Genomic DNA, 26,611 nt, shown 5'->3' on the forward strand with positions numbered 1-26,611 from the left:
GAAGCATTATGTCTGGTTTCACTAAACTGGCTGTACTCAGCAGTACCTTGTTGCTACTGACCCCCTGCGTCTGGGCGGTGGGGGCGGATTGTAAAAAACCGACGTCTGAGCTGGATAAACGAATATGTCAGTCAGCTAGTTTAACAGCGGCTAATGAAGCGTTGAATGTGGCGTTTCATAACCAGCGTGCCTGGTTATGCCAGAGTGCTGAGATTCTGCGCCGTGAAGATGGCTGGGATTGTATGGCCGCCAAGGAAGACTTTTGGGCTGAGCAGCGGCAGTGGGATAAAGCTGTGCTGGCACAATGCAAGACGAACGACTGCTTTACCCAAGCCTATCAGGCTCGGATAGCCCAGATCAACGGCCAGGATACGCCGCTACCCAACTTCAGGCTGACGACCTACGGCTGGGGCGATAAAGAATGCCAGGCTTACCTCAAGGTGCTTAACCGCACGCCCAGAGAAGAGTTCCGGGGTTGCAAACTTCCGGACTTATCCGGTTCGGGGTTTACAACGTTGCCGTTTAAACCGGTTACGGGGGAGTTACTTAAAAAGCTGGATAAGCAAATAGCGCTACGTAATCACGAGAAGCAGGCTAACTGGCAGGCGCAGCTAAAAAAATATCAAAGTGGGTATTTAAAGCTGGAAATAGCCGAAGTTGATTTGGATAAAGATGGGAAGATGGAGAAGGTAGTTAAGTACTCGAGACCTAGTTTTCTATGCGACTTGCTTGATGCCGACATGGAAGCTAGCGAAAAAGAGGCTGTTTGGCAGGAATTAAGTGACAAAGAGATTGTGAGAAAAAATGAAAGGAATGGGTATTTAAACTTGTTTTTCAATCTTGATTCGAAAGGCGTTTTGGGAGCTGTTGAATATTGGCAGGAGAATGATTTAGTTGTATTTGAAGGTAAGTTTTTGACTTTTGAAGGGAATCGTATGGTGACAAGTAGAAATTATGAAAACTGGGGGGGGAAGGAATATATCCAGATGGATTACTTTAGATTTGAAAGTGGTAAGGGGGAAAAAGAAAGGTGGTGTGGTTTTTGGTATAATTACTAGTTTTTTAATTGCGAAAGGAGAGTGAGTTTTGACTAGTGGGAATAATATTTTTGACTTTATATCAGAGCATGAGGGTGTTAGGAAAAATATCTACTTTGATCATAAAGGGATACCAACAATTGGTGTGGGCTATAACCTAAATAATGATGATGTTTTAAAGTTGGTGGTGGATAAGCTGGGTTATAATGCGTCCAACTTAAGTGTGACACACTATGATGGGTTTTTCAGAGAAATAAAAGACATCTTCAATGACTCAGAATGGAACAAAAGTACCCTCAGTGCTAACACCAAAAAAATCAACGATATCCTAAAAAAGTATAAGGATAAAATCACGGATCCGGAATTAAAAGCCAAAGCGAAGGATACCTTTAGTTTTAGTGAGTTTGGCGTTTTTATATTGGAAAGTCGAAAGCCAAAGAGGCCATGCAGTCATTTTTGATACGGCTATAAAGAGCTTTAAATTTTTTATTAATGTATTGAAAAATTTCGAGGGAGTTATCGAGCCGATAAATCAGTGAGGTGTGTTGTTTGAATGAATCTATATTTTATTGGTTTTTCAGAAGGTTTAATAGATTTTGGTAGCTAAGGAGCTACGCCACTTAAATAAAGGTTATTAAAGGTCTTATAAAGACTAATTTGATTAAAATATTTAAGGATAGCAATGAAAAAAGAATTATTTTTGAGCAGGCTCAGTCTGTGCTTGCTGATTATATCACCCTCAGTCTGGGCGGTGGGAGCAAATTGTAAACAACCGACGTCTGAGCTGGATAAACGAATATGCAAGTCGGCAATGCTCAAAATAGAAAACAACGCGTTGCAAGTTGCTTATTACAACCAACGAGCATGGCTGTGTGAGTTAGCGAGTGAGTTACAGCATGACGATGACTGGGACTGTGTAGAAGCTAAAAAGACATTAGAGGTTGAGCAGCAGCAGTGGGATAAAGCTGTGCTGGCACAATGCAAGACGAACGACTGCTTTACCCGTGCCTATCAGGCTCGGGTCGCCCAGATCAACGGCCAGGACACGCCGCTACCCAACTTCAGGCTGACGACCTACGGCTGGGGAGATAAAGAATGTCAGGCTTACCTCAAGGTGCTTAACCGCACACCCAGGGAAGATTTTCGAAGCTGTAAGCTTCCAGATTTGACCGGTTCTGGTTTTACGACACTGCCCTTTAAACCGGTTGAGGGAGAGCTGCTCAAGCAGCTGGATCAGCAAATAGCACTGATTTACCACAGGAAACAGAACAACTGGCAGGATCAATTGCAAAAATATCAAAGTGGGTATTTAAAGTTGGAGATTGCTGACGTTGATCTTAATAACGATGGAAAGAACGAAAGTATCGTTAAATATTCTTACCCTAACTACCATTGTGAAATGTGGGAATATGATGCAAGCCCGTTGGATAAAGCAGCTGAATGGGAACTTCTTCCTGATGAAGAAGTTTTAAATAAGACAAGGAGCAATGGTTACAATAATGCGTATTTTACACTGGGTGTGGATGGAGTTATTAGTTATTTTAACATTAAAGGTAGGAACGAAATTATTAGAATGAATAATGATTTCTATGCTGTTTCAAAAGGTTACTTCATGAATAGTATTAACCCAGGCCCTGTAGGAAGTAAGCAAGACATTAAAGTTTCAATGTTTGATTTCAGTAAATCACGTCTAGAACTGAGCTCATGGTGTGGTTTTTGGTATAATTATTAATGATGATTTTTAAAAAAGGAGTGTTTGTTTTGTCTAGTGAAGAGAGTGTATTTGATTTCATATCAAAATATGAAGGTGTGGAAAATTCTATCTATCCTGATCATAAGGGGATACCGACAATAGGCGTTGGGTATAATCTTAGGAATAGTGATGTTCTAAATTTGGTTCTCGATGCTCTTGGTTATAGAGAATCTGTTTTAAATGATAATTATAACAATCTTGAGCAAGATGTAAGAACTGTTTTTAATGACTCAGAATGGAACAAAAGTACCCTCAGTGCTAACACCAAAAAAATCAACGATATCCTAAAAAAGTATAAGGATAAAATCACGGATCCGGAATTAAAGGCCAAAGCGAAGGATACCTTTAGTTTTAGTGAGTTTGGCGATGATACTGCAGCCAAAGAGGCCATGAAGCCTATTTTCGAAACGGCTATGCAGGACTATGAGAAGCAAATTATTAACACCTTGGCGAGCCGTCAGAAAATAAGCCGCGCTGATGCCAAAGCCCACTGGGATGGGCTGAGTGAGTCGCAGCGTACCACAGTGTTATCTTTGGCTTTTAATGGCGGTACCGAGGCCATGGTAGGCAAAAATCTGTCGGCTGCGATTGTCAGCGGTAACATTCATAATGCTTTTTTTGAAGTGCTGTTTGGCAGTAATAGATCCAAGGACTTCAACGATGATGGCAAGGCCGATGGCAGGTCATATGGGTTGCAGGAGCGCCGTTTTGCGGAAGCGTTCAAAGTGCTGGAATCAATGACACTGGCGCAAAAAAAACAATTGTACGCGTTGCTCAGTGAGCAAAAGGGCAAGATTAATGACTATCTCAATAATGTTGTCGATGTCAATAACAAGGGGGAGCACAGTCTGCTGGCGGACGATCGTAAAACAGCCATGTTCGCCAAATTTAATAACCTGGTTAAAGAGCTGAAAACCGAGCTGGATGCGGCCGACTTTCCGGTCGGTGAGTTTGAATGTAAAATTGACACTACCTTTCCAACAGAGCCCTATCTTATTTATATGGGCCAGGATATTCACCCCAGCGATCAGCTCTGGGTGAATCCAGATGGCTCTATTACTAAAGGCGGCTACAAAGACCCAGCTACCAATTTACTTCCTCCTAGTGTTGAGCTGATAGAGAGTCACACCGGGGAATTTGTGGAATATTTTACTTTGGTACTGCGGGATGTGATCACCGGTAAGCTTACTCACCCCGATGGTACCACCTATGTGCCATACAGACCAAGAACAGGTAGTGGCAATGGTAACAACAAGGACGATGATGATGATGATGATGGTGGTTCAGGCAGTAAAAAGAAACCTAAGTATAAACCTAAACCACCACCGCCGCCGCCAAGAGTCCCCAGAGACCCGCTTGCGGTGGACTTAGATGGTGATGGTATAGAGACCAAATCATTAGAAAATGGGGTGCACTTTGATCTAGACAACAGTGGTTTTGCAGAGAAAGTCAGTTGGCTGGCACCCGACGATGGTTTTGTATTTCTTGACCGAAATCATGATGGGATTGTAAATGGTGGTGGAGAGCTTTTCGGTACTGAGACCATGTTAGCGAGTGGCGATTTCGCCAGAGATGGTTACGAGGCACTGGCAGAGCTGGACAGCAACGAAGATGGTATTATTGATGCGCAAGATACGCAGTTTGCAGCACTTAAAGTATGGCAGGACCTGAACAGCGATGGAGTAAGCTCTGAAGGTGAACTGTTCTCTCTTGCAGAGCTGAGTATTACTGAGTTGTCACTACGCACGTCACGCGGGACAGGCATGGATCCCAATGGGGTTGATCACCGTGGTGCCGGCTATTTCACGCGCACGGATGGAAGTCAGGGGTTGACTGAAAGCCTCTGGTTTGAGCGGGATACGATAAATACTATTCCTGTTGAGATCCATCAGAGTAAAGATAAAAGCATCCCTCCTGAGTTGATGTTGCTGCCCGATGCAGACGGCTATGGCAACATGGCATCACTACGATACGCAATGCTGCTCGAAGAAGGTGACCAGTTAAAGTCTCTGGTGCGGGCATTTGCTGAGGAAAGAGAGCCAGTTGCTCAGCGCAATATGCTGATGGATATTATCTGGCAATGGGCTGGTATCCCCGCGGATGCGCCGAGCGAAGGGCTGGAATCGGGTTATGTTCAGTTTCTTGAAAAGCTTTGGGGTGAGGAAATCACATCATGGACTCTAGATAGGCTCGGTGACAGGATCAAAGCCACGTTCGATGAAATGGTTGACGGGTTCTACTTTCAGATGTTGTCAACTTCGACCTTAGCGCCTTACCTTGGCTTTTTATATGATGACACGGTAGACCTCGTAGTATCGACCTCTCGGCTGGTTGTTGATATAGAGCAAGGGTTGGTACATGGAGACTATTTGTTCCGATATATTGATATTCTGGATCATTACTCAGAACCTGGCGAGTCGATGTTAATTGAAATATATCCTCTGGTTAAGGATGAGCTGCGTATCTTACTACTTGACCCACAAAAACGACTAGAACTGGAAAATGGTGATTTTGGTAAGTTGCTATCTATTCTTGAAAGCTCTATGAGCGAGCTTGAGCTTTTCCCAGAAGTTGCACTGTTGCAAAGTAAAGGAAGAACGGACCAAGATGTCTTTGAGCACATATTCCCTCGCATTCAGGACGAGGTGATTGCTGCAGCACGCGACCCACATAAACGCGCGGTATTGTCAGAACTAAGTTTTGTACGACATGCTGCGCACTCCTATGGGCGAATATTGAAAGGAACTAGTAGCCATAACCTTTTAGTGGGAGATAAGATAGACAGCCAAAGCTATGGCGGTATGGGAAACGATATACTTCTTGGCGGCAAAGGGGCTGACAATCTGTACGGTGGTGCAGATAACGATATCTTGTTTGGCGATGCTGGAAATGATGTGCTAAATGGCGGCTTTGGCAATGACGAATTGCAAGGTGAGCTAGGAAATGATCGGCTAGAGGGCGGTGCCGGTGAAGATATACTGCAAGGTGGACAAGGTAATGATATTTTAACTGGTGGCGCCGATGATGATATTTACTTGTGGAATGTAGGAGATGGTAACGACATCATTATTAATGATATGTCCCGTTACTGGTCCAATGCTCATGATAAAATTGTTTTTGGCTCGGATGTGACTAAAGATCAGATCGAGGTGGCGCGGCAGGATAAAGATATCGTTCTAACTATCTTACCCAGCGGCGAAACCATCACTATTCGTGACTATTTTGTCAGTCAGCACCAGCAAATTGACGTGTTCGAGTTTCATGATGGGTCTGTCATGACGGCTAATGAAATCAAAACACGGTTATTGATCGTACATGGTAGCGAGCAAAACGACACCTTGACAGGTAATCGGGGCGAGCATGATGTGCTGTATGGTTTGGGTGGAGATGATGAGCTTAAGGGTGAATCAGGCAATGACGAGCTTTATGGTGGTCGAGGCAAAGATACGCTGCATGGCGACTCCGGCCACGATGCGCTATTAGGTGACGAAGGTAATGACACTCTGGATGGTGGTAGTGGTGATGATGTCATCTATGGCGGTGCGGGAGACGATACTATCTATGGTAGTAGTGGCGATGATTTTATATCCGGTGGTATCGGTAACGACACCATAGAAGATACTGATGGCGATAATGTGTTCTATTTTGAGCAGGGTTGGGGACAAGACACATTGCTTGCACCGCGAGAGTATTTTGAAGCTTATTTGGATGAAAATGGCGAGTTTGCCAATGCTGACTGGCGTTATGATCCACACAATGTTATAGCCTTTGGTCACGGCATATCACTCAGCGATATGACATTTAAGCGTGTTGAAGAATCACTGCTCATTGAGCATGATGATGACTCAATTCTCGTGAAACAGTTTTTTACGTCTGAGGTTGATTTTAATACACTAAGGATCTTTGCTCACATCGATGAAATTCATTTTGCTAATGGTGACGTGATCACCTACGAGCAGATAAAAGCGTTGACATTTGGCGCAACAGATGGAGATGACACGATCACAGGTCTAGCACAACCTGATCATATCGAAGGCGGCGCGGGTAACGATGACATTCGAGGATTGGATGGTAATGATCAGCTAAAGGGCGGGCTTGGTGATGACCGACTTGATGGGGGGAAAGGCAGAGACAAGCTTTATGGAGAAGCTGGCAATGATACTCTAGTGGGTGGAACCGGTTATGACGAGCTGTTTGGCGGTGCTGGTGATGACGTATTGGAAGGCGGTAAAGACGGTGACCTGTTAGTTGGTGGTTCTGGTAATGACCTACTCAATGGAGGCTCGGGCAACGACAAGTATATCTTTGCGAAAAGTTGGGGCCAGGACATCATTGAGGAGTATGGCTCAAAGGATGACTGGATCATTTTTGAAGATGGTATCACACTGGCTGACGTGCGATTTGAACGTAATGCCAACCACTTGACTATTATTGCTAAAGAAGATGATAGCCAGATACAACTAGATAAATATTTTTGGGGTGATGGCGTCAATGATTACACTATAGAAGTCATTGAGTTTTCCGACGGCCAGCAACTGCGCTTTGAAGATCTCTACCAGCTATTGAACACTGCAACCGAGGGTGATGACATGCTCTATGGGAAAGAGCAATCAGCCGTTGAAATCCATGGTTTGGGTGGCAATGACACCATTATTTCTTACGGCCAAATCTATTCCAAATTTTATGGCGGGGATGGCAATGACACCATTGAAGGTAATGGCTATTTAGATGGCGGTATTGGTAATGACGAACTGAGAGCTGGTTTTTTTGATGGGAATCACCTATTCGGTGGTGAAGGCGACGATACGCTGCATGCATATTTTCACGACTTTTACCGGGTTTCAGGTACTTTTGAGGGTGGTAAAGGAAATGACGAAATCTTCGGCAGCCTAGGAAATGATACCTACATTTTCAACAAAGGAGATGGTCAGGATACCATCATCGAGTGGGATCCACGCATGCGCAAACCGCAACATGAAGCCTCTTACGACGTGATCCAGTTCGGAGAAGGGATAGGCAAAGAAGACCTTGTGTTCCGTCAGGTTCACACAGATCTGGTGATTGAAATTGCCGGAGGTACCGACAAGATCACGGTGAAAAACTGGTTTATGGGTACTGAGTACTATAAAGTCAATGAGCTACAATTTACAGATGGCTCAGTGATCAGCATTGCTGATATTGAACAAAGCATCACAGCGGACTCTGGTGGGAACGATGGTGGTAAAACAAATGACAACAGCAGTGCCTCTGTGACCAATTCAGGAGGTACACAGGATGTACTAACGGGCAGTGACGGCGATGATGTGCTCAGCAGTGGCGCTGGATCGGATGAGCTGATTGGCGGGGCGGGTGACGACTTGTTACTGGGTGGCAGAGGGGATGACTACTACTTCTACGACAGTGGCCAGGACGTGATCCGTGATAGTGAAGGCGTTGACACTGTGATGTTCAGAAATGGCATTACCTTTTCCGATGTCGCATCTGGCCTTACACGATCTGGTGATGATCTGGTGTTGAGAGTACAAGGCAGCAATGAGAACACCCTAACGGTAGAAGGCTTTTTTGCCAGTGGCCACAACATGGTTGAAGTATTCCAGTTTGAAACCGGGGGGATGTTCAATGCGCAGCAAATTTATGGCGCTTTTGGCTTGCCATTACCGAACCCTGAAGCGCCAGCCGCAGCAATCAGTTACGGCACCGCAGGCAGCGATACCCTGAATGGCACAGACAACGATGAGATCATTGAGGGATTGTCCGGTGATGATACTGTGTCTGGTGGTAAAGGCAATGACTTACTTATTGGCGGCCGCGGTCATGACCGCTACCTGTTCAGGGCTGGCGATGGTCAGGATGTCATTGACAACACCCATGGTGGTGATGATGTTATTGAAATGCAGGGCATTGGGTTTTCTGATGTAGCACGCGGATTGCAAAAGTCCGGTAACAATCTGGTGCTGAATATCGGCTCTGGGGGTGACAAGCTGACGGTCAAAAACTGGTTTCTGGGTGGAGATTTTGTGGTTGAACAAATTCAACTATCTGATGGCTCGAGTATTTCAGCCGATCAGATCTTTTCCGCATTTGGTATGACAAACCCAAGCCGAGTGCGCTCAGTACAGTATGACAACTTGCCTGATGAAACGCGGTTTGAGTCACGTTTTTCTGGCGATGGCAGCCAAAATACCCTGCTCGGCGGCTCTAGTGCTGATCTGATCGATGGTAAGAACGGTGATGACTGGATCATCTCTGGCGGTGGAAATGACTATCTGATTGGTGGGGCGGGCAATGATACCTATGTGATCGGTGCTCAGGACGGGCATGTGGTGATTAACAATTTTGATGAATCAGTGGTGAGCACAGAGACGCTGATATTTACTCAGGCTAGCTCAACAGATGTCCAGTTCAGGCAATCTCAAGCGGATCTGATCATCGATATATCGCCAGACAGCAGTGTCACAGTGCTCAACTACTTTGTCGGTTCCGAGCAAACAAGTTATCAGCTGGAGCAATTCCAGTTTGCAGACTCTGTGCAGCTGACTCCCACGGATATTGCGGGCAGGTTGCTTGTGAGCAGTGAGCAAAGTGGTGTCTCAATCAGTTTTGAACGTCTGATGCAGGCTGTTCATGCTGCTGATACTGCGGACGATGATGCAGAGCTTGGCAGCGCTGTGCTGCTGGACAAAATGCTTGCAGTTACTCAGCATTAACTTCCCGATCAACCGCTACACTTTGGCTGTAGCGATTGAACTTACAGGCCACGTCATGTAAATGGCGCAGCCTGTGCGTTCTATTGCGACTTTTTCCGAGCGGACTAGCGCTTCGGCCTGTTCATCTAGTCGATTCTGAATAATGACGTATTAATACTCAGCTTGCTGAACTAAATCAGTTTGGACTGAGTATTATCTGTATTGAAAGCTCTGTTATCGCACAGTGCTTCATGCTGCTAATAACTGATATGAAATCAAAGCATAAAAAAGCAGCTGTTGGGCTAGAATTGTACGGCAGTTTTGGCCTACGCCTGCAAGCACTGCATTAAGCCTATCACCCAGCTTTCCTTTCAAACGGTTAAGACCTAAGTGACCGTCCTGTTTCATGTGCCCGAAGATTGGCTCTATCGCATTGCGTCGCCTGAGCTTTTTCTTAATGCTCTGCACCATTTTCCGTTATTGCCCAGCAATATACACATCATAACGTGCTGTAAAGTGCCCGCGCCAACGTCTATCTAAAAAACAGTTTTAAGGTCGCTCATCTTTGACATTTTCCACTATGCTCAACGTGTTCTATAACGCGTCACTATCATAGGGATTACTGTGTATCATATGAGAGTACACTACAAATTGCTCTTTCAATGTCGTTGCGGCACTCTCTTTGACACCAAACTCATACGGCCTTGCGCTTTTTCCCTTGGCGATATATTCAACACTCGGTTCATGTTGGCTATAGAGTTTGTTTTTACTCGTTTTTTCTTGCTTTAACAGTCGCTCGGCCCGCTTAGCGAAACCAGCCAGTTTATCGCAGTATTTTTCTAGTAGTTTACAACCTTTTGAATGGGTAACATTTTTCTCCATGGTTGTACTGTCTACGAGTACTTCTCGCAAGTTTGAAGGCTTAATGGTATTACTTTTAAGACCAGTATCAACAGGTAACGACAACATCGACTCAGCCCCATCTTCGTCAAATCGCTTTCGAAAGCGTGTCATTTAACTGGGCAGCAAGGCAGCTCATGGGTAAAAAGCTGTGTTCCACAAAAGTATTGGCCAATATGGGCTTTCGCCCCACATGGCCAGCCTATTCTCATCGGACAGTTTGTAAATTTGTTTCAGGAGCGACTAAGCATGGCACTTAGTGTCCTTTTGGTTATTAGCCAGTTATCACGTCATACTGACTTTGCCTACTAACGGTGCTTCAGGATAGGTTTCAATGGTTTCGGCTTCGCCACGGTGATCGCTGGCTAGCTTTTCATAAAGCAGCGGTAAGACAATCAAAGTGAAGAAAGTACCGATGAGCATGCCTGCGACTAAGATAATACCTATGCTGTTGCGCGCTTCTGCGCCTGCACCGGTTACCAATACCAACGGGAAGTGACCAAGCACGGTTGCACCTGTGGTCATCAGTATGGGTCTTAGACGTGTGGCCGCAGCCCCTTTTACCGCCTCAAATTTCGATTTACCTTCAAGCTGTAAATGGTTCGCAAATTCAACAATCAAGATGCCATTTTTGGCTATTAAACCGATAAGCGTAATTAGGCCGATTTGGCTGTAAATGTTGACGGTCGTGAGTGATAAAAACGGTAGCATCAATGCACCTGCGAGTGCCAAAGGTGCGCAGCCGAGTAGTACCACGAGCGGATCTCTAAAGCTGTTGAACTGGATCGTCAGCAAGAAAAACACCACTATCATGGCAAACAGGAGTACGCCAACCATGGTGTTGCCTTCTTTTCTTAGCTGTCTTGATTCACCAGCGTAGTCAATGGAGTAGTGACTAGGTAAGACCTCTGCTGCAATTTCTTCAACCTGTGTGAGCGCTTGCTCTTTGGTAATGTGTGGCAGTGTGCCTGCCAATATTCTAAACGAGTTTTGCTGATTGAATGAGCCAAGCACTCTAGGGCTTGTAAAGGTGCGCAAGGTAGCAAACGCTGAAATCGGAATAAGATCGCCAGCATCCGTTCTTACTTGCATATTAAGAATGTTCTCAGGATTGTACCTTTCGCCATCGCCGACAATGGGAATGACGCGGTAGGCTTTGCCTTCTTTGTTGAAGTAGTTGGCAAAATTATTCGACATATAAATGCTAAGTTGCTCGTTTACCGACGACAAGTTTAGACCTAAGTCAGCAACTAGCTCTCGGTCGATTTCAAGCTCGGCTTGCGGCAGGTCAATTTTTAGGTCGGTATTGACGAACATAAAGCTGCCACTGGCGGTTGCCCGTTGAATAATCTCATCGGCGTACTGCTTCATCGCGGTTGGATCGTCACTGGCACGGAATACTACTTCAACGTCAAACTGCCCTGCGGTAGGAAGCGATGCCGGTAGAATAGGGAATAAACTTAGCCCAGTCACGCTGCCTAACCGGCCGTATAGATCGTATAGCAAGTCGTGTACTGAGTTTTCTCGCTCATCAAATGGTGCAAGCTCTACACCGCCAAAACCCGCTGCTGCCGTAATAATCTGCCAAGTAAACTCAGCGCCTTCAGTGGCGTTCATGACCTCGGCAGTGTCATTCATTTTCGCTGAAGTATAAGCTTGAGAAGACTCAGGTGGAGCTTCCACTACGACTTGGATACTGCTTTGATCTTCGATGGGCGCTAGCTCCTTTTGTGATAACAGGTAAAACGGCACCGACAATAAAGAGAACACGATAGCGACAAAAAAGACCTGTGGACGCCACTTAAACAAGGTATCGAGTGCACGAAAATAGAACGTTTGTAATCGATCAAAATAGCCATTGACCTTTTGCGTTAATTTACCTTCTTTACCGCCTTCGGGATTAACGTAAGCACTCATGATGGGCGATAAGGTAATAGCAACCAGTCCAGAAATTAATACCGCAATGGCTAGGGTGAACGCGAACTCTCGGAATAAGAACCCCGTTAAACCTGTTAAAAATCCGATTGGCGCGTAGACCGCTGCAAGGGTCAGCGTCATGGCAATTATTGGGACGAGTAATTGACGTGAACTGATAAGCGCGGCTTGTAATCTGGGTTTGCCTTCGCGCATATGACGCGCAACGTTTTCAACTACCACTATGGCATCATCCACCACTAACCCAACAGAAAGTACGATAGCCAAAATAGTCAGTAAGTTGAGCGAAAAGCCCATTGCTGAGATCACCGCGATTGCGCCTAAAATCGAGATAGGAATGGTAACCAGCGGCACCATGGCGGTTCTAAACGAGCCCATCATCGCGAGTACAACAATCCCCACAAGTAGGACGGTTTCCCCAAGCGTGGTGAAGATTTCTTTTATGGAATCACGCATATAAAGCGTGCCATCGTAGCCAATTCTTAGATGCATGCCGTCGGGTAAGATGGTATTTATCTCATCAATCTTTTTATACAGCGCGTCACCAATATCGATTTCATTGGCACCTGGTAATGCCCACACCGCTAAGAATACGGTATCGTGGTCATCAAGGCGTGCGGTTACCATGCCCTCGGCTTCACCGAGTTCTACCGTGGCGATGTTACCGAGCTTGAGTTGCGTGCCATCGATTTCTTTTACCACTAGGTTGTTAAAATCAGCTACCGTTTTTAACGAGGTATTGGCCATCAGGTCGATGCGTTGTCTGTTATTTTCACTGTAACCTAAGGTGGCAATGGTGTTGTTTGCTTGTAGCGCGGTAAATACATCGCTAGCACTTACGCCATAGATAGCGAGCTTTTCGGTATCGAGCCAAACTCGCATTGCTGGATCGCGGCCACCTTCCAGTGTCACTTTTTGGACACCGGGAATATCAGACATTGAAGGGACAACATTACGGATCAAATAATCGCTCACGTTATTACGTGGCAGACCTTGAGATTCTACATCGAGATAGAATACCGCATATGGGCTGTCGGCACGTACGATTTGAATGGCTGGATCTTCCGCTCCGCTGGGTAACTCAAACTTGATCTGGTTTAATCGGGTGGTCAGCTCAGCCAAGGCGTCGGTGGTACTGTGATTAAGCTCAAGCCAAGCGGTGACTTTGCTAAGTCCCGAGGTAGTTATCGAGTCTACATAGTCTACACCCGGAACGGTAGAGGCCACTCGCTCGATAGGCTCGGTAACATAGCCTTTTACAACGTCTGCGGCAGCGCCCGTATAGACAGTGTTGATCACCAGTGAGGCACTTTCTATTTTTGGATATTGCTGAACCGATATATCTCGGGCGGCATTAAAACCCGCTAGTACAATAAGCAATGACACCACGATCGCCAGTACCGGCCGGTTAACAAAAATATCCATGATAGACGGCTTATTTTCGTGTAATGCGCTCATTACTGGCCTCCGTTATTGCCATCAACAGCGGCAATCTGATCGGTATAAACCAGTAAGTTTTCTTGTAGCTTAAATGCGCCTTCAGCAGCAATAAATTCACCACCGCTAAGGCCTGATAGCACAAGTTGCTGATCGTTGACCTTATCGCCTAATGTGATTTTTACCGGTTTTGCCCGCCAGTTTTGGCTGTCGTCTTTTTCAAGTACATAAACAAACTCGCCAAAGTGATTGCGCGTAATCGCATTGGTTGGCACAACTGCGGCGTTCACAATCTCGGTTGGTACATTGACTAACACCATTTGATTGTGGCTGAGTGTGCCATTGCTGTTTTGTAGCTCAGCACGATAACTTTGTTGACGCGATGCGACATCGACCATTGGCATTTTGGCTGATACGCGAGCAGGCATTTGGCCGCTAGCATTAGAAATTGCCACGCTAACGTCTTCGCCTATATTAGGTTGTGGTAAGGTTTGTGGAATTTTGAAATCCACCCAAATGCTGTCCTCTAACCCAACCAAGAAAGTGATTTCGCTATTGGCATCAAGTAATTGACCAACTTGATATTGTTCTAACCCCGTTTGACCCGGGTAAGGTGCACGAATGGTTTTTTTCTCGATTAATGTGGTTAGTCGTTTTACGTCTGCCTGATTAATTGCCACCTCGGCTTCGGCTTTGTCCACCTCATCTGGGCTGATCCGCTTTTGTTCTAGTAATTTGGCAACCCGTTGATAGGTTGATTTAGCAAGCTTTACTCGAGCTTTAGCCGCTAATAGATTTGCCTCATCAATGCTGCTATCTAAGCGCAACAATATTTGGTTCGCTTCCACTTGTTCACCGGGTTTAAAACCGACGTAAGTGATAAGACCAGGATACTCGTTACTAATGGTGACGGTGCGCTTGGCATGGAGCTGACCTACAACCTTAACCGATTTAATATGCTCAGTGGTTGATACATACGTGCTTTTTACCGAAGCCGAAGGCTCCGGAAAAGACTCCCCGAAGGCGATTGCTGCTTGGATTTGTGTAAACTTCACAAAACCAAGGCTGGTAATAACGATGAGAATGATGACAACGGCCATAAGCCAACGTTTGATGTTCATTGTGATTTCCTTAAGTTAACGAAGCTCGAGCGCTTGCAATTCTTTCTCTATGCGTACCAGAGAATCTTGAGTGATAGGTTGTTGCCATGGATAACTGTTAAGTAGCCTCACCGTGCTGCGAATAACAGGATCATTAAGCTCAAGTGGTGCGAGCAATGAAGCTGTGCCCTCAACAATTTGCTTAGTTTGTTGCAAGCGCAGTACTTGCTCATATCCCACGGTAAGCGCCCAGCCGGTGATGATAATTTCTTCTATCATGTCGTGTAGATCTGGTGTAGCTTGCAACTCACCTGCTTCAATGCCATCAATTAGCGCTTGTTTAAACACGTTTTCACAGCCACCACAGGATTCGATAATTTTATTGGTCCAAAACTCAGAAGCCCTTTTAATCACCGCCTCATTGGTAGAGTAGGACTGCAATTCATAATCAAAAGAGAAGCGTTTTAGCTTTTGTGGCGAGATAAGACACACCGCGAGCATGCGTTCTGGCGTGCTAAGTGGTAACGACAACACTTGCTTAAAAACACTGGATGTATGGGTAAAAGACTCATAGGCCAGCGCCATTACTAGGTCTTCTTTAGTCTGCACAAATTTATAGATTGAGCCCATAGACAATCCTGCAAGCAAAGAGACCTTTGCCATTGTAAAGTCAGTGACTGAAGACTCATTAATGCATTGTTCCGCAGCGTTTAAAATCATGCGTTGCTGGGTTTCTTTATCATATTTAGGTGCCGGTGCCATCGTTTCTCCTTAGAGTTTGAACCTTATTCGAATGTTATTCGAATAAGGTTCAATTATAGAGAGCATTTTTAAAAGTGCAATAAGTAATCAGGGGGCTTGCTTGAAAATGCGATTTAAAGATATCAAAGGGAGTAGAATGAATGCGCTGTACGGCGTTCCTCTGAAAGAACGCCACGCTAATTAACCAAACCTCAGGTTATTTAGTGATTTAAAATCCAGCTTTTAACTGGCTTTAACCACTCGTCTCTCGGGAGATAAAAAGCGCCGTGTTCCTTACCGGTTGAAATCGAAAGCTCTGTAAAGCTTTTGAGGTTTGCAGAGCGTGCTTTCACAAAATCGCAAGAACCTACTTGATCTGAGGTTTCGTAAACCGACAACACCTTGCCGTAGAGTTTAATCTCGGTTTTACTTTTGATAAGCCCAGCGCAGCCTGCTAGTACCACGTAGTGAATGGCATCATTTTTTAATGCATCACTTGCCATTATCGTTAACGCGCCACCGCGAGAAAACCCCACGAGTGTAATGTTGTTGGCGCTGACGCCCGCGTCCAGTAACTTGTGAACCTTGCTAACCAAGGTTTTTGTATACGCTTCTGGTGCGACGCCTTTAGGGCGATGCTCAGCAATTAGCGTATAGGCATCATCACTTAATGCCTGTTTGATGGCTGGAAAGTCATATTTACCCCAGCGCTTATGAATAGGCGTTTCATTATCACCTTCGACGATATAGCCATGAGAGTAAAAAACATATTTGGCAGATGGATTAATCTGCTCAGGTATATCTGGATAAACTGCTTTTGCTGAGGCGATCGACGCCATGCAAGCAGCAAATGAGGTGCATACAGCACGTAGTAAACGATTCATTTTTGAGTTTTTTTAGTTGATGTAGAGAGATGGTAGCCAAGCTTTGATAAAAGAAGCAAGCGTAGCGCGATGGGTTATTTTGTATGAGAGAGTTGTGAGAACGAGTTTATTTTGTGGGAGCGAGTTCACCTCGCGATCTTTTAATTGCTCGCCGCATGAAGCGGCTCCTACCAGAATGGCTTATTTTATGGGAGCAGGGTTATTTTGTGGGAGCGAGTTCACCTCGCGATCTCTATATCATTTGGCGCTTCAGGCTTACGCCATGGCTAGTTCGCTCTTATCACCCATCCAGCGCCAGATGATAGGGTCAACAATATCGCTGTGGTTTTTTAGCACGGTAAAAGCGAGGCTTCTCACTTGCGGTAATAAATGTTTATCACGGCTAAGATCGGCAATTTTTAGCTCCGCCAATCCAGTTTGTTTTGTACCAAGCACTTCACCGGGGCCGCGGATCTCAAGGTCGCGCTCGGCGATGACAAATCCGTCGTTACTTTCTCTCAGCACCCCCAAACGCTTTTGCGCAGTGACCGACAGTGGTGCATGGTAAAGCAGTAAACAATGTGATGCGATTTGTCCGCGACCAACACGGCCGCGCAATTGGTGAAGCTGCGCCAGACCCAAACGCTCAGGGTTTTCAATAATGATAAGGCTAGCGTTGGGTACATCCACGCCCACTTCAATCACGGTAGTTGCAACCAGCACATGGGTATGACCTTGTTTAAATTGGTCCATGATGGTCTGCTTTTCTTGGGCTTTCATGCGACCATGTACCAGCGCAATATTAAGTTCTGGCAAGGCTTCGGCAAGTGCTTTTGCGGTGTCTTCTGCGGCTTGGCATTGTAACGCCTCCGACTCATCTATCAGCGTACATACCCAGTAAACTTGGCGCTTATCTTCAACACAGGCCTTTTGTACTTTTTTGATCACTTCATTGCGTCTGGTGTCTGGCACGGCGACGGTTGTGATTGGTGTTCTGCCCGGTGGTAGCTCGTCGATGATTGAGGTTTCAAGATCTGCATAGGCCGTCATTGCCAAGGTTCTCGGGATTGGGGTTGCGGTCATCACTAACTGATGCGGATAGCAATCGCCAAACTTTCCCTTTTCTCTCAGCGCTAGGCGCTGATGCACGCCAAAACGATGTTGCTCGTCGATAATGATAAGCGCAAGGTTAGAAAACTGTACTTGCTCTTGGAACAAAGCATGGGTGCCGACCACCATCTGTGCTTGTCCTGAAGCAATACGCTCAAGCGCATGAGTGCGTTCCTTACCTTTGGTTTTACCACCCAGCCATACGGTTTCTATGCCCATAGGTTCAAACCAATTAAGGAAGTTGATGCCGTGTTGCTCAGATAGTATCTCAGTGGGTGCCATCAATGCTACTTGATAACCCTGCGCGATAGCCGTTAACGCACTAAGCGCTGCCACAAGCGTTTTTCCTGAGCCAACATCCCCTTGTACCAATCGCATCATGGGGTAGGGATGTTGTAAATCGCCTTTGATCTCTGCCACTACTCGGCTTTGGGCATTGGTGGGGGCAAATGGCAAGGATGACAAAAACTGAGCTTCAAGTGGGTTGGTGGGCGGTAGTGCAACCGCTTTTACCGCTTGACCTTTTTGTCTTAGCTTAAGCAAGCTGAGGTTTTGCGCCAATAACTCTTCAAACGCCAATCGTGCCTGTGCAGGATGTTGCCCGAGCTCTAATTGTGCTAAATCCACTTCCTGTGGTGGACGGTGCAGTAATAACAGCGCTTCTTTTAGGCTTTGCTGCGATGGTCGATATTGAGCTGGTAAATAGTCTGGTACATCATATTTGCGTAGTAACTCAACGGCTTGATCGGCAATTGCCCGAATGCTCAGTTGCTTTAATCCTTCGGTGGTAGGATAAACTGGGGTAAGCGTCGCAAGGCTCGGATCGCTCGGTGCAGAGCGCGTCTCTTTGATGCTGTATTCTGGATGCGCCATTTCAAAGCCATAGTGACCACGGCGAACTTCACCAAAACAGCGGATCACTTTGCCCGCTTGCATGGCATTTTTTTGTGCTGCATTAAAGTTGAAAAAGCGCAGCGCGATCCGCCCCGTCCCATCATTAACATAACACACCAACATGCGGCGTTTGCCTTGCGTGATTTCGCTGCGTTCAATCTCGGCTTCAATACTGACATGGCTATGCGCTTGCAGCTCGCAGATAGGATAGGTGCGCGCACGATCTTCGTAGCGTAGCGGAAGGTGAAATAACATGTCTTGCACCGATTGAATGCCAAGTTTGGCCAAACGCTCGGCCGCTTTTGGGCCTACGCCTTTTAATTCGGTGATTGGATAAGTGGCCAAATTTGGTGTCGACATGCTAATCCTCTAGCGTGATCCGCGTTATTTATTTCTTCTGCGTAAACTTAAGAATGTCCCAAAAAGCGTCGTCTGCAACGATTTCACCGTGCTCATCAAGTGCCGGGTAAGGTAGCCCTTTTTCGCGACAGCGGGTTGCAATGATTGGATGACATCCTTCAAATAGTAACTTATGTTTTACCACAGGATCCATCATATCTGTACGTTTGTACAGTCCTGCTGCATCTCTTTGGCGCTGCGCTTCGTATAAAATAAGCGCTGCAGCAACAGACACATTGAGTGATTGCACCATACCTTGCATTGGGATCACGATGTGCTGATCCGCATGCTCAAGTGCGCGCTCTGAGATCCCTAAACGCTCTTGCCCGACAATAATTGCGGTAGGTTTGGTGTAATCAATTTCACGAAAATCAACGGCGCTATCGCTAAGGTTGGTTGCTAATAATTGTACACCTGGGTTTTGTTCACGAATTGTCGCAACAGCTTGGTCTATATCCTCATGCATATGGGTTTCAACCCAATTTTTGCTGCCGCCTGAGGTATTGTTTGTTAACCGTCTTTGATCTTGTGGCCATACTGCGTGTACGTGGTGACAGCCAACCGCGTCGGCGGTACGTACTATCGCTGACAGATTATGGTGCTTATGCACTTCATCTAGGCACACTGTGAGGTCGGTTTGGCGTCTATCTAATACGCTTTTTACACGATGGAATCTATTCTCAGCCATCTACTTACTACTCTAATCAAAAAATTCCCGCGATTATAACAAAAAAGAAGCTAGGGCATAACGGTGCGCTGAATTGGGTTTTGCAGTGAGATTAGTGTTTCGGTTGACTGGATTGACTCAATGGTCTGCACTTTATTAATAAGCACATCTTGAAGGTGGTCGATGGAGCGCGCCATCACTTTGATAAAAATGCTGTAATTGCCCGTGGTGTAGTAGGCTTCAACAACTTCTTCAAATTCCTTTAAACGTGCGATGGCTCCTGGGTAGTCGCCAGCGTGTTTTAAGTTTATTCCGATAAAACAGCAGACATCATAACCAAGTCGTTTGGCATTAATGCTCACTTGAGTCCCTTCAATGATCCCCGCTTGCTTCATTTTTTCGACCCGAACATGGATGGTACCGGCGCTAACAGCAAATCTTTTTGCTAATTCCGCGTAGGGCGTTCGTGCATTTTCTTTTAAAGCGTGAAGGATGGATCTATCCAGATTGTCGATCTCATAATTTTCCATGTAAATATCCATTAACAATTATCGTTTATATAAAATTTATAGCATATTTTTGATGAAAATAATTACGTAAAGGTGTTTTTGTTGCGGGTTATTGATGTTTGTGTCGGTTTCTTTAAATATAGACTCAACAAAACGACAAATTCGGGAATGAGGACCTAACCATGTTGAGCAAGTATCAAGAGACACAAAAACAGATAGCACGAGTAAAACAAGTATTTTCAGCACAGCTAACCGAGCAATTGGGTTTAGTTGAAGTACAAGCGCCTATTTTGGCGCGTTTGGGCGACGGTATTCAAGACAACCTAAGTGGCCACGAGCAGGCGGTACAGGTAAAAGTGAAAACGCTACCGGATGCGCAGTTTGAGGTAGTGCATTCACTTGCTAAGTGGAAGCGTAAAACACTAGGCGATTATGGTTTTGCTAAAGGCGAAGGCCTCTATACGCACATGAAAGCGCTACGTCCAGACGAAGATAAGCTATCGCCAATCCATTCTGTCTATGTGGATCAGTGGGACTGGGAAAAGGTGATTTGCGAAAACAGTGAGCGTTCGCTGGCAAAACTAAAAGAAACGGTAGAAACCCTTTATCGCTCAATTAAAGCAACGGAAAAAGTGGTTGAGGATGAGTTTGGCATTGCGGCATTCCTTCCTGAGAAAATTACGTTTGTGCACAGCGAAGAATTACGCACTATGTATCCAGATTTTACTGCCAAGCAACGTGAAAAAGCGATTGCCCAAGAATATGGCGCGGTATTTTTAATTGGCATTGGTGGTGAGCTTGGTGATGGTAAGATTCATGACGTTCGCGCGCCGGATTATGACGACTGGTCAACGCCAACGTGCGACAAATACCAAGGGCTTAACGGTGATATTTTGGTGTGGAACCCAGTACTAGAAGACGCATTTGAGATCTCGTCAATGGGCATTCGTGTTTGCCCTGATTCGCTTGCAAGACAGCTTAAATTAACCGATGACGAAGCACGCTTGAGCTTAGATTGGCACCAACAGTTAGTTGCGGGTGAATTACCACAAACCATAGGAGGTGGTATTGGCCAATCGCGTTTAGTGATGTTGCTGTTGCAAAAGCAGCATATTGGTCAGGTACAAGTTGGGGTATGGCCTGAAGAAGTACGTAGCAGCGTAGCTGATTTGCTTTAAATAGATCGCGAGGTGAACTCGTTCTTACGGGGTGAATACCTTGGTAGGAGCCGCTTTACGCGGCGAGCAGTTAAAAGATCGCGAGGTGAACTCGCTCCTACTGGGTGAATATTTTGTTAGGAGATGCTTTACGCGGCGAGCAGTGAAAAGATCGCGAGATGAACTCGTTCCTACTGGGTGAATACCTTGGTAGGAGCCGCTTTACGCGGCGAGCGGTTAAAAGATCGCGAGGTGAACTCGTTCTTACGGGGTGAATACCTTGGTAGGAGATGCTTCACGCAGCGAGCAGTGAAAAGATCGCGAGGTGAACTCGCTCCTACTGGGTGAATATTTTGTTAGGAGATGCTTTACGCGGCGAGCAGTGAAAAGATCGCGAGATGAACTCGTTCCTACTGGGTGAATACCTTGGTAGGAGCCGCTTTACGCGGCGAGCGGTTAAAAGAGCGCGAGGTGAACTCGCTCCTACTGGGTGAATATTTTGTTAGGAGATGCTTTACACGCGAGCAGTTAAAAGAGCGCGAGATGAACTCGCTCCTACTGGGTGAATATCTTGGTAGGAGATGCTTTACGCGGCGAGCGGTTAAGAGATCGCGAGGTGAATTCGCTCCTGCGGGGTGAATGCCTTGGTAGGAGATGTTTTACGCGGCGAGCTGTGAAGAGATCGCGAGATGAACTCGCTCCTACTGGGTGGACACCTTGGTAGGCGCTGCTTTACACGGCAAAATAACATTCTGTTTTAGAGGAATAAATTTAGCACAGTGATAGGTTTCTGGGTTACTCACAACGCTGAATTTATTCCTCGACTTTTCCTTATTCTCATCCCTAGTGTATTCTTATACGTTACTCGGTATAATGCCCGCTTTTAGCTCTGCGGCAGACTTGAGTAAACCAATATTACTCGGCCGGTACTTATTGTTGAGAATGACTATGACATCACCTACACGCGGTAATCTGTTTATCCTTTCTGCGCCTTCTGGTGCGGGTAAATCAAGTTTAATCAAAGCGTTATTGGAAAAGCACGACGATATTAAAGTGTCGGTGTCTCACACTACGCGTGCTCCTCGTCCAGGCGAAGAAAACGGCGTACATTACCATTTTGTCTCGGTTGATGAATTTAAGCAGCTGATCGATAAAGGCGATTTCTTTGAGTGGGCGCAAGTATTCGAAAATTACTACGGCACTTCAAAACAAGCGATAGAAGATCAGCTTGCCGCTGGTATTGATGTGTTTTTAGATATCGACTGGCAGGGTGCGCGTCAGGTGCGTGAGTTGATGCCTGAAGTAAAGACCATCTTTATTTTACCTCCTTCAACTGCGGAGCTAGAAAAGCGCTTAAATGGTCGTGGTCAAGACTCTCAAGAAGTAATCGCAGGTCGCATGGCTGAAGCGAAATCAGAAAGCTCACACTACAACGAGTTTGACTATATTCTTGTCAATGATGACTTTGAGCAAACACGCGGTGAGCTTGAACATATTGTTATTGCCGCAAGACTTGAGCAACAAGCACAGTCTATCCGTCATCAAGCACTTATCGCCGACTTGCTAAAATAATTACTTTTAAACCTGAGGTTTTTTAACCATCAATACTTGGCGAAAGGCTAGACATACAGTAAACTAGCCTTTTGCATAATGAACTGAATTTGGAGTGCTTCGATGGCTCGCGTAACTGTAGAAGATGCAGTAGATAAAATTGGTAACCGCTTTGACTTGATTTTAGTAGCAGCGCGTCGCGCTCGCCAAATTTCTGTAGGCGGTAAAGATCCTATGGTTGATGCTGAAAACGACAAGCCAACCGTAATCGCGCTACGTGAAATTGAGCAAGGTTTTGTCACCACTGACTCGCTTGATATTATCGACCGTGAAGAGCAGCAGCATCAAGAAGCTGCAGAGCTTGCTGCAGTAGCTGCAATCGTTGGTGGCAATCGCTAATCCAACCACTGTCTAGATTCAATAATGCCAGCTTTTTTTGCTGGCATTATTGTTTTATAGCAATTGAAATTAAGCAAATTGGTATAAATCGCCAGCACATTACACAACGCGTAACGCCTTTAACTTCCTAACAAGTAGCATAAATTGTTCATTGGCATTGCTGGTGTTTCATCGTATATTCTTAAGTAACTAGCTTGTAACCCGTTTTATACTCGCCGAGTATAGCTTCTCTGAAACATTGGAGTGTGAATGTATCTGTTTGAAGGCCTCAAAAAGAAAATCTCAGAATATTTGTCACCAGAAGACGTCGATTTGGTGCAAAAAGCCTATGTCGTGGCCCGTGAGGCACACGAGGGACAGACGCGCTCTAGCGGTGAGCCCTATATCACTCACCCAGTAGAAGTAACCCAGATCCTTGCGAGCATGAGGCTTGATCATGAAACACTCATGGCTGCGCTTATGCACGATGTTATTGAAGATACTGACTTTAGCCAAGACGACTTAGCGGAGATCTTTGGCGATACGGTCGCTGAGTTGGTGGAAGGGGTGTCAAAGCTCGATAAACTGAGCTTCAAAGATAAAAAAGAGTTCCAAGCCGAAAACTATCGCAAGATGATCATGGCGATGACGCAGGATATTCGTGTCATCCTTATTAAACTTGCAGACAGAACGCACAATATGCGAACGCTAGGTGCTTTGCGTCCTGACAAGCGCCGTCGAATTGCCCGCGAAACACTAGAGATTTATGCACCAATTGCAAACCGCCTTGGTATTCATGATATTAAAAATGAGTTAGAAGATCTCGGGTTTCAGGCGTTATATCCAATGCGCTATCGTGCGTTACGTTCAGAAGTCGCCAAAGCACGCGGTAATCGTAAAGAAGTGATCAGCAATATTCAGTCTGAGATTGAATCTAGACTGGAAGAAGCGGGTATTCAAGGCTCAGTAAAAGGCCGTGAAAAGCACTTATACAGTATTTACCGCAAGATGCTGAATAAAGAGTTAATGTTTAACGAGGTGATGGACATTTACGCCTTTAGGATCAATGTCGACAACCTAGATACTTGCTACCGTGTGCTAGGCGTTGCACATAATTTATATAAGCCAATTGAAACTCGTTTTAAAGACTATATTGCCGTACCGAAAACCAACGGTTATCAGTCGCTTCATACGTCGCTGGTAGGCCCGCACGGTATTCCGGTAGAAATCCAAATTCGTACTCACGATATGGATCATATGGCGGATAAAGGGGTAGCAGCGCACTGGATGTATAAAAAGTCAGGTGATAATGCCGGCCATACCGCGCAGCAGCGTGCGCGTCAGTGGATGCAAAGCTTGCTTGAGCTACAGCAAAGCGCAGGCTCGTCTTTTGAATTTGTGGAAAACGTTAAAACCGAATTATTCCCAGAAGAAATTTACGTCTTTACGCCAGATGGACGTATTGTCGAGTTACCAATGGGGGCGACGGCAGTTGACTTTGCCTATGCCGTGCATACCGATGTGGGTAATACCTGTGTAGGTGCTCGTGTAAACCGTAAGCCTTATCCTTTGAGTAAAGCGCTCGATACCGGCCAAACGGTCGAGGTTATTACTAGCTCAGGTGCACACCCTAACGCTACTTGGCTGAACTTTGTGGTAACGGGTAAAGCACGCCTTGGGATCCGCAATTATCTCAAGAGCCAACAAGAAGAAGAAGCGATCCAACTAGGCCGCCGTTTACTCGACTCGGCACTGGGTGAGTATAAGCTAGATGATATTGCTCAAGAGCAAATCGACAACGTACTTGAAGAGCATAACCTCAATACCTTGTTGGAGCTGCTGGTTGAGATTGGCTGTGGCAATATTATGAGTGTATTGATAGCGAAGCGTTTACTGCAAGATGATAATGCGGTAGAAGATATTGCTAAACGTGCTAAAGCCGCGATAATCGGAACAGAAGGCATGTTGGTAACCTATGCTAAATGTTGTCGTCCTGTGCCGGGTGATGCTATCACAGCATATATGAGCCAAGGCAAAGGCCTAATGGTTCACCGCCAAGAATGTAAAAATATTAAGGGTTGGCGCAACGAGCGTTCGAAGTACTTCGTCGTGAAGTGGGAAGACAACCCAGAGAAAGAATATATAGCAGCGCTGCGTGTGGAAATTATTAACCACCAAGGTGCGTTGGCTAAATTAACCAATGTGGTTGCGACGACTCAAGCTAATATTGTCGAAATCGCAACGGACGAAAAAGAAAGTAATTTATACGTGATTGATTTAGGTATTACCGTGAAAAACCGAATTCATGTCGCTGATATTATGCGCCGAATTCGAGTGATGCCAGATGTACAACGCGTGTATCGTAAAAAATAAAGGAACATTAATGAACAAAGCTATTATTTCAACAGATAAAGCGCCAGCAGCAATTGGCACTTACAACCAAGCGGTAAAAGTTGGTACTGCGGTCTATTTATCTGGTCAAATTCCATTGGTACCAGAGACGATGGAATTTATTTCTGAAGATTTTGCAGAGCAAACGCACCAAGTGTTCAAAAACCTTATCGCAGTATGTGAAGAGGCTGGTGGCGAGTTACAGGATATGGTTAAGGTTAATATCTTCCTAACTGATCTGAGTAACTTTGCAACGGTCAACGAGATCATGGCTCAGTATTTTAGAAAGCCATATCCAGCTCGTGCTGCAATTGGTGTAAAAGAACTACCAAAAGGCGCACAAGTTGAGATTGATGGCATTATGGAGTTACCTTCAACTAACTAATTGTTAGATATATCTCTTCGCTCCAGTGTCAATCGCTGGAGCGGCTTTTCAAAAAGCCAACACAGTCCACTCATTTTCCCCTCGCTTTACATTACAGGAAGTCCCATGACCGCAGCCAGCGCACTTACTAGCCGTGCATTGAAATTAAAAGCAAGTACTGCTGATCTTCATGACAGTATAGATAGCAGCATTATGGCAAAAGACCCGTTCGCCAGCATTGAGCGTTATCTCCAGTTTTTGACTCTTCAGTACCTGTTTCTTAACGATGTCGCTGCATTATATGATCACCGTGAACTCTCTATGCATATTGACGATCTCAAATCGCGCCGACGGCTTGGGTTGTTGGAGCAGGACTTTGCTGACTTACAGCACACATTACCTGTGCCGTCTTTGTCGCCGTTTATCACAACTTCAACCGAGTTTGCGACTGCTTTGGGAGCGCTTTATGTCGTTGAAGGCTCTAAGGTTGGGGCCGCGATGCTTGGGCGTCAAGTGCAGGCGCGTTTGCCTGTCACAGGTGAGCATGGTGCGCGTTACTTAGCAGGCCCAGGTTCCGGGCGCGGCAGTGCGTGGCGTCACTTAATTCAATTTATCGATACGGTTGAGTTAACTAGTACGCAAGAAGATGCATTGATCACCGGCGCTCGTCAGGCCTTTATGCGTTTTCAGCAGTATCAAGCAGAGGTCTATACTTAATACAATTGGTATAAGTTGAACG

Annotated in this window: 19 protein-coding genes; 10 read left to right on the forward strand and 9 right to left on the reverse strand. The window is 45.6% G+C overall.

The genetic code is table 11. From position 1 onward, the window contains the following. Nucleotides 1-8 precede the first annotated feature (8 nt). From L1271_RS03550 to L1271_RS03565, 4 genes are all read left to right on the forward strand, one after another. Entirely contained in the window at nt 9-1,058 is a 1,050-nt protein-coding gene (locus L1271_RS03550; RefSeq protein WP_235366763.1) for a hypothetical protein, read from the forward strand. A gap of 28 nt (nt 1,059-1,086) precedes the next feature. Further along, nucleotides 1,087-1,497, forward strand: a complete 411-nt coding sequence (locus L1271_RS03555; protein ID WP_235366764.1) for a hypothetical protein — start codon at nt 1,087-1,089, stop codon at nt 1,495-1,497. 222 nt (nt 1,498-1,719) lie between these two features. Beyond that, nucleotides 1,720-2,769, forward strand: coding sequence for a hypothetical protein (locus L1271_RS03560; protein WP_235366765.1), 1,050 nt, complete (start codon nt 1,720-1,722; stop codon nt 2,767-2,769). A 29-nt stretch (nt 2,770-2,798) separates the two neighbouring features. Then, entirely contained in the window at nt 2,799-9,497 is a 6,699-nt protein-coding gene (locus L1271_RS03565) for a calcium-binding protein (RefSeq protein ID WP_235366766.1), read from the forward strand. Nucleotides 9,498-9,725: 228 nt separating this feature from the next. Here L1271_RS03565 and L1271_RS03570 read toward each other — a convergent pair whose 3' ends face one another. The 9 genes from L1271_RS03570 to asnC form a co-directional block, all read right to left on the reverse strand. Further along, nucleotides 9,726-9,947 carry a hypothetical protein gene (locus tag L1271_RS03570; protein ID WP_010605875.1) on the reverse strand — a complete coding sequence of 74 codons (222 nt, stop codon included), beginning with the start codon at nt 9,945-9,947 and terminating at the stop codon, nt 9,726-9,728. Nucleotides 9,948-10,070: 123 nt separating this feature from the next. Beyond that, nucleotides 10,071-10,490 carry a hypothetical protein gene (locus L1271_RS03575; RefSeq protein ID WP_235366767.1) on the reverse strand — a complete coding sequence of 140 codons (420 nt, stop codon included), beginning with the start codon at nt 10,488-10,490 and terminating at the stop codon, nt 10,071-10,073. 171 nt (nt 10,491-10,661) lie between these two features. After that, nucleotides 10,662-13,769: an efflux RND transporter permease subunit gene (locus tag L1271_RS03580; RefSeq protein WP_235366768.1), complete on the reverse strand. Its 3,108-nt coding sequence runs from the start codon at nt 13,767-13,769 to the stop codon at nt 10,662-10,664. Next, a complete protein-coding gene (locus L1271_RS03585; RefSeq protein WP_235366769.1) occupies nt 13,769-14,869 on the reverse strand; it encodes an efflux RND transporter periplasmic adaptor subunit in 1,101 nt (366 codons plus the stop codon). The genes L1271_RS03580 and L1271_RS03585 overlap by 1 nt, the downstream gene beginning before the upstream one ends. 15 nt (nt 14,870-14,884) lie before the next feature. Further along, nucleotides 14,885-15,610: a TetR/AcrR family transcriptional regulator gene (locus L1271_RS03590; RefSeq protein ID WP_010605871.1), complete on the reverse strand. Its 726-nt coding sequence runs from the start codon at nt 15,608-15,610 to the stop codon at nt 14,885-14,887. A 200-nt stretch (nt 15,611-15,810) separates the two neighbouring features. Next, a complete protein-coding gene (locus tag L1271_RS03595; protein WP_235366770.1) occupies nt 15,811-16,473 on the reverse strand; it encodes an alpha/beta hydrolase in 663 nt (220 codons plus the stop codon). A gap of 255 nt (nt 16,474-16,728) precedes the next feature. Beyond that, entirely contained in the window at nt 16,729-18,816 is a 2,088-nt protein-coding gene (gene recG, locus L1271_RS03600) for an ATP-dependent DNA helicase RecG (protein WP_235366771.1), read from the reverse strand. 28 nt (nt 18,817-18,844) lie between these two features. Next, entirely contained in the window at nt 18,845-19,543 is a 699-nt protein-coding gene (trmH, locus tag L1271_RS03605) for a tRNA (guanosine(18)-2'-O)-methyltransferase TrmH (RefSeq protein ID WP_010605868.1), read from the reverse strand. Between the two features lie 50 nt (nt 19,544-19,593). After that, nucleotides 19,594-20,052, reverse strand: coding sequence for a transcriptional regulator AsnC (gene asnC, locus L1271_RS03610; protein ID WP_010374296.1), 459 nt, complete (start codon nt 20,050-20,052; stop codon nt 19,594-19,596). Between the two features lie 161 nt (nt 20,053-20,213). On the opposite strand from asnC, the gene asnA reads away from it, so the two are divergent. From asnA to L1271_RS03640, 6 genes are all read left to right on the forward strand, one after another. Further along, on the forward strand, nt 20,214-21,209 hold the full coding sequence (gene asnA, locus L1271_RS03615; protein ID WP_010374293.1) for an aspartate--ammonia ligase: 996 nt from the start codon (nt 20,214-20,216) through the stop codon (nt 21,207-21,209). A 927-nt stretch (nt 21,210-22,136) separates the two neighbouring features. Beyond that, nucleotides 22,137-22,760: a guanylate kinase gene (gmk, locus tag L1271_RS03620; protein ID WP_010605867.1), complete on the forward strand. Its 624-nt coding sequence runs from the start codon at nt 22,137-22,139 to the stop codon at nt 22,758-22,760. A 102-nt stretch (nt 22,761-22,862) separates the two neighbouring features. Then, a complete protein-coding gene (gene rpoZ, locus L1271_RS03625) occupies nt 22,863-23,138 on the forward strand; it encodes a DNA-directed RNA polymerase subunit omega (protein WP_010374289.1) in 276 nt (91 codons plus the stop codon). Between the two features lie 249 nt (nt 23,139-23,387). Further along, a complete protein-coding gene (gene spoT / locus L1271_RS03630) occupies nt 23,388-25,490 on the forward strand; it encodes a bifunctional GTP diphosphokinase/guanosine-3',5'-bis pyrophosphate 3'-pyrophosphohydrolase (protein ID WP_010605866.1) in 2,103 nt (700 codons plus the stop codon). Nucleotides 25,491-25,500: 10 nt separating this feature from the next. Then, complete coding sequence (locus L1271_RS03635) at nt 25,501-25,893, forward strand: RidA family protein (protein ID WP_010374286.1); 393 nt, start codon at nt 25,501-25,503, stop codon at nt 25,891-25,893. Between the two features lie 105 nt (nt 25,894-25,998). Further along, on the forward strand, nt 25,999-26,589 hold the full coding sequence (locus tag L1271_RS03640; protein WP_235366772.1) for a biliverdin-producing heme oxygenase: 591 nt from the start codon (nt 25,999-26,001) through the stop codon (nt 26,587-26,589). The last annotated feature ends 22 nt before the right edge of the window (nt 26,590-26,611 follow it).

Origin of the sequence: Pseudoalteromonas sp. OF5H-5, assembly GCF_021530695.1 — a bacterium.
Taxonomy (GTDB): Bacteria; Pseudomonadota; Gammaproteobacteria; order Enterobacterales; family Alteromonadaceae; genus Pseudoalteromonas.

Bases quoted from the DNA above. Each gene is read 5' to 3' on its own strand.
- L1271_RS03550 (WP_235366763.1), top strand. From the start codon at position 9: ATGTCTGGTTTCACTAAACTGGCTGTACTCAGCAGTACCTTGTTGCTA.
- L1271_RS03560 (WP_235366765.1), top strand. From the start codon at position 1,720: ATGAAAAAAGAATTATTTTTGAGCAGGCTCAGTCTGTGCTTGCTGATT.
- L1271_RS03570 (WP_010605875.1), bottom strand. From the start codon at position 9,947: ATGGTGCAGAGCATTAAGAAAAAGCTCAGGCGACGCAATGCGATAGAG.
- L1271_RS03575 (WP_235366767.1), bottom strand. From the start codon at position 10,490: ATGACACGCTTTCGAAAGCGATTTGACGAAGATGGGGCTGAGTCGATG.
- L1271_RS03580 (WP_235366768.1), bottom strand. From the start codon at position 13,769: ATGAGCGCATTACACGAAAATAAGCCGTCTATCATGGATATTTTTGTT.
- L1271_RS03585 (WP_235366769.1), bottom strand. From the start codon at position 14,869: ATGAACATCAAACGTTGGCTTATGGCCGTTGTCATCATTCTCATCGTT.
- L1271_RS03590 (WP_010605871.1), bottom strand. From the start codon at position 15,610: ATGGCACCGGCACCTAAATATGATAAAGAAACCCAGCAACGCATGATT.
- L1271_RS03595 (WP_235366770.1), bottom strand. From the start codon at position 16,473: ATGAATCGTTTACTACGTGCTGTATGCACCTCATTTGCTGCTTGCATG.
- recG (WP_235366771.1), bottom strand. From the start codon at position 18,816: ATGTCGACACCAAATTTGGCCACTTATCCAATCACCGAATTAAAAGGC.
- trmH (WP_010605868.1), bottom strand. From the start codon at position 19,543: ATGGCTGAGAATAGATTCCATCGTGTAAAAAGCGTATTAGATAGACGC.
- asnC (WP_010374296.1), bottom strand. From the start codon at position 20,052: ATGGAAAATTATGAGATCGACAATCTGGATAGATCCATCCTTCACGCT.
- asnA (WP_010374293.1), top strand. From the start codon at position 20,214: ATGTTGAGCAAGTATCAAGAGACACAAAAACAGATAGCACGAGTAAAA.
- gmk (WP_010605867.1), top strand. From the start codon at position 22,137: ATGACATCACCTACACGCGGTAATCTGTTTATCCTTTCTGCGCCTTCT.
- rpoZ (WP_010374289.1), top strand. From the start codon at position 22,863: ATGGCTCGCGTAACTGTAGAAGATGCAGTAGATAAAATTGGTAACCGC.
- spoT (WP_010605866.1), top strand. From the start codon at position 23,388: ATGTATCTGTTTGAAGGCCTCAAAAAGAAAATCTCAGAATATTTGTCA.
- L1271_RS03635 (WP_010374286.1), top strand. From the start codon at position 25,501: ATGAACAAAGCTATTATTTCAACAGATAAAGCGCCAGCAGCAATTGGC.
- L1271_RS03640 (WP_235366772.1), top strand. From the start codon at position 25,999: ATGACCGCAGCCAGCGCACTTACTAGCCGTGCATTGAAATTAAAAGCA.